Raw genomic sequence first — 6,617 nt, forward strand, 5'->3', positions numbered from 1 at the left:
GCGGGCGGTGTATCCGAGGTGATGCTGTCCGGGAAGTCCGGGCAGGGCGGTCAGGGGGCGGCATGCGACGACAGCGGCACGGTTCGGGGACAGCGCGGAGCTGGGCGGGCAGGACTGCCGGGTGGGCGCGGAGGACCGCCGTTCTCGCGGCGGTGCTGGGGCCGGGTCTGGGGCTGGGGCTGCTGCAGGCGCCGCAGGCCTCGGCGGGTGGGCCGACGAGTGTGTTGATCACCTCGCCGTCCCGCGGAGAGGTTGCCGCCCTGTCCGGCTCCGATGCGAGGTATCGCTCGCTGGAGAGGCTTCTCGGCCCCGGCGGTAAGGGAACGCGCACCCAGCCCTCGTCGTCGGACGGCTCGGTGGGGACCCGACAGGTCAATGTCACCTGGATGGCGCTCGATCTGCAGCCGACCAGGACGGACCGGGTCTTCCCCGGGGAGGACCGGGACACCGTCTGGATCCACACGGCCACCGGAGTTCCGGACTCGTACAAGGGCTATTGGCACCGGGCAGCGGAGCCGGGTGAGTTGGTCCGGCTCCTCAAGGAGCTGGGCCTGATGGGAAGGGCTGACGGCGCGAAGGCGGCTCCGGCCCTCTTTCCCGAGCCATGGGAGAGCCAGGGCCCGTTCGGACGGACGAAGAGCCCGGAGCCGGCAGCGACGCCCGCGTCCGCGCTGACACCCCGGAGCACAGGGTCTTCGACACATGGGCGGCTGGACCGCTGGTGGTGGGCGATACCGGGTCTCGTCGCTGGTTCACTGCTGACCCTGGCGGCACTGCAGCCGCGGTCGCCCGGCCGACGGCGCTCAGAGCACCGCCAGGAACTGCTGGAAGGCTGAGCAGGAGGCGCGCCGCAGAGTGAATGTTTCCCCGCCTCCGATCCGACCGACGATACAAAGTGGGCACCACCCCCGCCCACGCCGCACGACGAACGGAGATCCCGTGTCGACCACGGAAACCGCCATCGCCTCCGCCGAGGAGCACAGCGCGCACAACTACCACCCGTTGCCCGTCGTCGTCGCTTCGGCCGAGGGCGCCTGGATGACCGATGTCGAAGGGCGCCGCTATCTCGACATGCTGGCCGGCTATTCCGCGCTCAACTTCGGTCACGGCAACAGGCGTTTGATCGACGCCGCCAAGGCCCAGCTCGAGCGGGTGACGCTGACGTCGCGCGCCTTCCACCACGACCGTTTCGCCGACTTCTGCACCCAGCTCGCCGAGCTCTGCGGCATGGAGATGGTCCTGCCCATGAACACCGGGGCGGAGGCCGTCGAGACGGCGGTGAAGACGGCCCGCAAATGGGGCTACCGCGTCAAGGGACTCCTGGACGGGACGGCGAAGATCATCGTTGCCGCCGGCAACTTCCACGGCCGGACGACCACGATCGTCAGTTTCTCCACCGATCACGAGGCGCGGGCGGACTTCGGTCCGTACACACCAGGGTTCGAGGTGGTGCCGTACGGGGACCTGACCGCGCTGTCGGCTGCGATGACCGACAACACCGTGGCCGTGCTGATGGAGCCGATCCAGGGCGAGGCGGGTGTGCTGGTGCCGCCGCCGGGCTATCTGGCGGGTGTGCGGGAGATGACCCGTGAGCGGAATGTGCTGTTCATCGCGGATGAGATCCAGTCCGGTCTCGGCCGTACGGGCAGGACCTTCGCATGTGAGCACGAGGGTGTGGTGCCCGACATGTACGTGCTGGGCAAGGCGCTGGGCGGTGGCGTCGTTCCCGTCTCGGCCGTCGTGTCGTCCGCCGCGATCCTGGGTGTCTTCAAGCCCGGCGAACACGGGTCGACGTTCGGAGGGAACCCACTCGCCTGCGCGGTCGCCCTGGAGGTGGTGGCCATGCTGCGCACCGGGGAGTTCCAGGAGCGCGCGGCGGAGCTGGGTGACCATCTCCACCGCGAGCTGGGGCTGCTGACCGGTGGCGGCGCGGTGGAGGCCGTGCGTGGCCGGGGTCTGTGGGCCGGCGTCGACGTCTCCCCCACCCTCGGCACCGGGCGGGAGATCTCGGAGAAGCTGATGGACCGGGGCGTTCTGGTCAAGGACACCCACGGCTCCACCATCCGCATCGCCCCGCCGCTGGTGATCAGCAAGGAGGACCTGGACTGGGGACTGGATCAGCTTCGCGGGGTCCTGGCGGGCTGAACCAAGGGGCTGGGTTCAGAGGATGACGTGGGGAAGGAACCGGGCGTATTCGTCCGTGATCAGTCCCGCGGATTCCCGGATGCCCAGCCCTGCGGCCTCGTCACCCACCACCCAGGCACCGAGTACCACGCGGTTGCCCGCGAAGTCGGGCAGCGGGGCCAGCTCCTGATAGCAGCAGGGTTCGTCCCGTCGTACCGGTGCGCCGCCAGGATCGTGAACGGTGACCCCGGCGCCCTCGCGGCCCAGCAACGGCTTGGCGACGTATCCCGCGCCGTCGGCCCCGGCCAGTTCGCGGGGGCCGTCGAGGTAGGCCGGGAGGAGGTTGGGATGACCGGGGTAGAGCTCCCAGAGGATGGCCAGGAGCGCCTTGTTGGAGAGGAGCATCTTCCAGGCCGGTTCGATCCAGCAGGTGCTGCCGGTGCCACCGCCGTTGTCGAGGGTGTCCAGCACGTGCGGCCCGAAGCGGTCCGTTGCCAGCCATTCCCAGGGGTAGAGCTTGAAGCAGCTGCGGATGAAGCCGAGCCGTTCGTCGACGAAGCGGCCGGACAGCCGGTCCCAGCCGATGCTCTCGACGGAGAGAGCCTGGGTGTCGATGCCGGCCTGCGCTGCGGTCTCCCGCAGGTAGGCGACCGTCATCAGGTCCTCGCCCAGTTCGTCGCCGTCGGAGTGGGCGAAGTGCAGCGGGCCGGGAGGAAGCAGTGGGGCCTGCTTCCTCCACGCATCGACGAGGCGTTCGTGGAGGGAGTTCCACTGGTCCGCACCGGGAAAGCGGTCCTCCATCCAGAACCACTGGGGGCTGGCGGCCTCCACCAGCGACGTGGGGGTGTCGGCGTTGTATTCCAGCATCTTCGCCGGGCCGGTCCCGTCGTACCGGAGGTCGAATCGGCCGTAGACGGAGGGGAGTTCGGCGCGGCGCCGCCAGGACTCGGCAATCAGCCCGGCCAGGCGCGCGTCGGTGATGCCGAGAGCGGCGAAGCGGCCGTGCTCGACTATGTGCGCGGCGGCCGCCAGACACATCGCGTGGAGTTCCTCCACGACTTCTTCCAGCGCCTCGACCTCGGGCAGCGAGAAGACGTAGTAGGCGCTCTCGTCCCAGTACGGGCGCAGTGAGTCGTCCGGATAGCGTGTGAGGGGGTAGACCAGCCCCTGCTCCTCGACGATCTGCTGCCAGCCGGGGCGTGGCTCGATGGTGCGGCGTTCCATGTCGGGTCAGCCGCCGCTGGAGCCGGAGGAGCCGAATCCGTGGCGTTCGACCGCGGACCTGTTGAAACTGCCGCCCGAGACCCTGTTGTTGTGGCTGCTGCCGCCGTAGTAGTAGGTGCCGTGGCCGTCGCTGTCACTGCATTCGTAGCTCGGCAGGATCTCCTGGGTCACCCGGTCGACACACCGCTCGTCCGGTTCCGAACTGCAGGCCGTGAGCGTGGCCGCGAGGACCCCCATGCCGCCGAGCACCACGGTGCCGGACCTCAGCTTGCGCTTGTCCATGTTCTCTTCTCCCCCGTCGTGTCCGCGCGCGGGCGCCGTTCCGCCTGCGAGCTGCCAGTCAGATTAGATGCCTGCTCCCGTCGGCTGAAACCAGGCCCCGCCGGCTCCGCCCGCATATCCGGATATGCCGACCGCCCTTCCCGGCATCCGCGTTCTCGACGTCTCTCCCTAGGGCAGTACGCGGCAGAGCGCGTCCAGCGCCCCCGCCCAGCCGCTGTCCGACGGGGTGCCGTAGCCGATGACGAGGCCGTCGCGCCGCGCGTCCGCATCCGGGTGCCCGAAGCGGGAGAGCCCTTCCAGCGCAAGGCCCTGCCAGGTGGCCGCCTGAACCACGGAGTGCTCGGCCCCCGCGGGGAGTTCGAGCACGGCGTGCAGCCCGGCCGCGATGCCGCTCACCCGGAAGCCCGGCGCCCGCTCGGCGAGTGTGGCGACGAGTTGGTCCCGCCGGCGCCTGTAGCGCAGACGCATGGCACGCACGTGCCGGTCGTACGCACCGGACGCGATGAACTCCGCGAGGGTCAGCTGGTCCAGCGACCCGGTCATCCACTCGGGGCCGCCCTTGGCGCCGCAGACCTCCCGCACGAGCCCCTCCGGCAGCACCATCCAAGCCAGCCTGAGGCCCGGCGCCAGCGACTTGCTGGCGGTGCCCAGGTAGACGACCCGTTCCGGGTCGAGCCCTTGGAGTGCGCCCACCGGCTGCCGGTCGTAGCGGAATTCGCCGTCGTAGTCGTCCTCCAGGATCAGGCCGCCCGAGGAGCGTGCCCAGTCGACCGCCGCCGCTCGCCGGTCGGGATGGAGCGGGACGCCCGTGGGGAACTGGTGGGCCGGAGTCAGCAGGGCCGCTCCCACGCGACGCATCCCGCCGAGCTCGCCGGTCCGGGCCCCCAGTTCGTCCACCGCGAGACACGGGGTGCCCAGGCCGGCTCCGTTCAACAGGTCCCGGTGGATGTCGAGCCCGCTCGACTCGACGGCCGCCTCCCGCACGCCGCGCTGCCGCAGCACCTGGCCCATCAGGGCCAGCCCGTGGGCGAATCCGGAACAGATCACGATGCGTTCCGGGGCGGCGTAGACCCCGCGCGCCCGCGCCAGATAGTCGGCCAGGACCGTCCTCAGCTCGATGCGACCCTGCGGATCGTCGTAACCGAAGGCCTGGTCGGGTGCGACGGTGAGGGCGCGCTTCGACGCCTTGAGCCATTCGGCGCGCGGGAAGGTCGAGAGGTCCGGCGATCCGGGCATCAGATTGTGGGCGGGCCGCCGCCGCACCTGCCGGGACGGGGCACGGTGGGCCTTCGGCCCGGCCGCGTCGGCCCGCTGGGCGACCCTCGTCCCCGAGCCCTGCCGGGCGGTGAGCCAGCCCTCCGCAACCAGGTCGGCGTAGGCGTCGGCGACGGTGTTGCGGGCGATCCCGAGGTCGAGGGCCAGCGTCCGCGAGGAGGGCAGCCGGGTGCCGGGCGCCAGCCGGCCGGTGCGGACGGCCTCCCGCAACGCGTTCATCAGCCCGCTGCGCAGACCGGCGCCGAACGGTTCGATATGCAGGTCGGCTCCGAAAGCGGCCCAGGAATCCTTCATGGAAATGGACCATACCGCTGCGCCACCCGACGCGTAGCGTCGTACGCATGACGACGAACACACAGGACCACGCCACCTCCGAGTACGCCCCCGAGCACCCGACCCGCCTGCAGTGGGCCCAGCTCGCCCCCGACGTCTACAAGGCCATGGTCCGGCTGGACGCCGCGTCCCGTAAGGGCGTCGAGCCGAAGCTCCTCGAACTGGTCAAGATCCGCGCCTCGCAGCTCAACCACTGCGCGTTCTGCCTGGACATGCACACCAAGGACGCTCTCGCGGCCGGGGAGTCCGTCGAGCGCGTCATCCAGCTCAGCGCCTGGCGGGAGTCGCTGCACTTCTACACGGAGAAGGAGCTGGCGGCGATCGAGCTGACGGAGGCGGTGACGGTCCTGACCAACGGATTCGTCCCGGACGAGGTGTACGCGAAGGCGGCCGCGCAGTTCGAGGAGGCCGAGCTCGTCCAGCTGATCGCGGCCATCACGGTGATCAACGCCTGGAACCGCTTCGGCGTGACCTTCCGGCTGACCCCGGGGCACTACACCCCCGGCAGCCATTGAGCCGAGCCGTCCGCGATCGGGCCTGCCACACCGGTTTCCGCCGCCCGCACGTCCCCCCACAGACCCGGAGTACCGATGACCCAGTCCGCTGCCCTCTTCCGCGCACTGCACCACGGCCGCCCGCCCGGTGACCCGCTGGTCCTGCCGGGCCCGTGGGACGTCCCGAGCGCCCGGGCCTTCGAGGAAGCGGGCTTTCCCGCCCTGGCCACCCCGAGCGCGGGTGTCGCGGCGTCGCTCGGGTACGCCGACGGGCAGACCCCCGCGGCCGAGATGTTCGCGGCGGTGGCCAGGATCACGCGAGCGGTGTCCGTTCCCGTGTCGGCGGACATCGAGGGCGGCTACGGGCTGGCCCCGGACGAACTCGTCGGGCGGCTGCTGGAAGCCGGTGCGGTCGGCTGCAATCTGGAGGACTCGGCCGACGGCGTCCTCGTGGAACCGCGGAAGCATGCCGACCGGCTGGCTGAGGTACGCGCCGCGGCGGGCGGCCTCCTCTTCGTGAACGCACGCGTCGACACGTACATCCACGGCACCCCGGGCGCGACGGACGCCGAGGCGGAGTCGGACACGATCGCCCGCGCCCGCCTCTACGCCGAAGCCGGTGCGGACTGCGTCTACCCGATCATGGCCCCGGCGGATTCCCTCCCCCGGGTGGCCGCGGCCCTGACCGTGCCGCTGAACGCGCTCGGCGCACCCGACGGGCCGTCCACCAGCCGCCGGCTCGGTGAACTGGGCGCGGCACGCGTCACCTTCGGGCCCCAGCTTCAGCGCAGGGCCGCGGAAGCCGTGCGCGGCCTCGCAGACCGGCTCGCCGGTCACTGAGAGGCACGTACCAGGGCGCCCCCGGCAGCAGTCGCTGCCGGGGGC

Annotated in this window: 7 protein-coding genes; 4 read left to right on the top strand and 3 right to left on the bottom strand. The window is 71.0% G+C overall.

The window, feature by feature from the left end:
• Positions 1-62: 62 nt before the first annotated feature.
• Positions 63-836: a hypothetical protein gene (locus tag ACFU5K_RS01730; protein ID WP_384055114.1), complete on the top strand. Its 774-nt coding sequence runs from the start codon at positions 63-65 to the stop codon at positions 834-836.
• Positions 837-939: 103 nt separating this feature from the next.
• Positions 940-2,145: an ornithine--oxo-acid transaminase gene (gene rocD / locus ACFU5K_RS01735; RefSeq protein WP_384055112.1), complete on the top strand. Its 1,206-nt coding sequence runs from the start codon at positions 940-942 to the stop codon at positions 2,143-2,145.
• Positions 2,146-2,160: 15 nt separating this feature from the next.
• On the opposite strand, the gene ACFU5K_RS01740 is transcribed toward rocD, so the two are convergent.
• From ACFU5K_RS01740 to ACFU5K_RS01750, 3 genes are all read right to left on the bottom strand, one after another.
• Positions 2,161-3,348, bottom strand: coding sequence for a glutathionylspermidine synthase family protein (locus ACFU5K_RS01740; protein ID WP_384055109.1), 1,188 nt, complete (start codon positions 3,346-3,348; stop codon positions 2,161-2,163).
• 6 nt (positions 3,349-3,354) lie between these two features.
• A complete protein-coding gene (locus ACFU5K_RS01745; RefSeq protein ID WP_384055107.1) occupies positions 3,355-3,630 on the bottom strand; it encodes a hypothetical protein in 276 nt (91 codons plus the stop codon).
• A 168-nt stretch (positions 3,631-3,798) separates the two neighbouring features.
• Positions 3,799-5,199, bottom strand: coding sequence for a PLP-dependent aminotransferase family protein (locus tag ACFU5K_RS01750; RefSeq protein WP_384055104.1), 1,401 nt, complete (start codon positions 5,197-5,199; stop codon positions 3,799-3,801).
• 47 nt (positions 5,200-5,246) lie between these two features.
• Here ACFU5K_RS01750 and ACFU5K_RS01755 point away from each other — a divergent pair, with 47 nt between their 5' ends.
• Entirely contained in the window at positions 5,247-5,753 is a 507-nt protein-coding gene (locus ACFU5K_RS01755) for a carboxymuconolactone decarboxylase family protein (protein WP_384055102.1), read from the top strand.
• Positions 5,754-5,828: 75 nt separating this feature from the next.
• On the top strand, positions 5,829-6,572 hold the full coding sequence (locus ACFU5K_RS01760; protein ID WP_384055099.1) for an isocitrate lyase/phosphoenolpyruvate mutase family protein: 744 nt from the start codon (positions 5,829-5,831) through the stop codon (positions 6,570-6,572).
• Positions 6,573-6,617 lie beyond the last annotated feature (45 nt).

Origin of the sequence: Streptomyces sp. NPDC057428 (genome assembly GCF_042803195.1) — a bacterium.
GTDB lineage: Bacteria > Actinomycetota > Actinomycetes > Streptomycetales > Streptomycetaceae > Streptomyces.

Coding starts and splice junctions, on each gene's coding strand:
- ACFU5K_RS01730 (WP_384055114.1), top strand. CDS start 63: ATGCGACGACAGCGGCACGGTTCGGGGACAGCGCGGAGCTGGGCGGGC.
- ACFU5K_RS01740 (WP_384055109.1), bottom strand. CDS start 3,348: ATGGAACGCCGCACCATCGAGCCACGCCCCGGCTGGCAGCAGATCGTC.
- ACFU5K_RS01745 (WP_384055107.1), bottom strand. CDS start 3,630: ATGGACAAGCGCAAGCTGAGGTCCGGCACCGTGGTGCTCGGCGGCATG.
- ACFU5K_RS01750 (WP_384055104.1), bottom strand. CDS start 5,199: ATGAAGGATTCCTGGGCCGCTTTCGGAGCCGACCTGCATATCGAACCG.
- ACFU5K_RS01755 (WP_384055102.1), top strand. CDS start 5,247: ATGACGACGAACACACAGGACCACGCCACCTCCGAGTACGCCCCCGAG.
- ACFU5K_RS01760 (WP_384055099.1), top strand. CDS start 5,829: ATGACCCAGTCCGCTGCCCTCTTCCGCGCACTGCACCACGGCCGCCCG.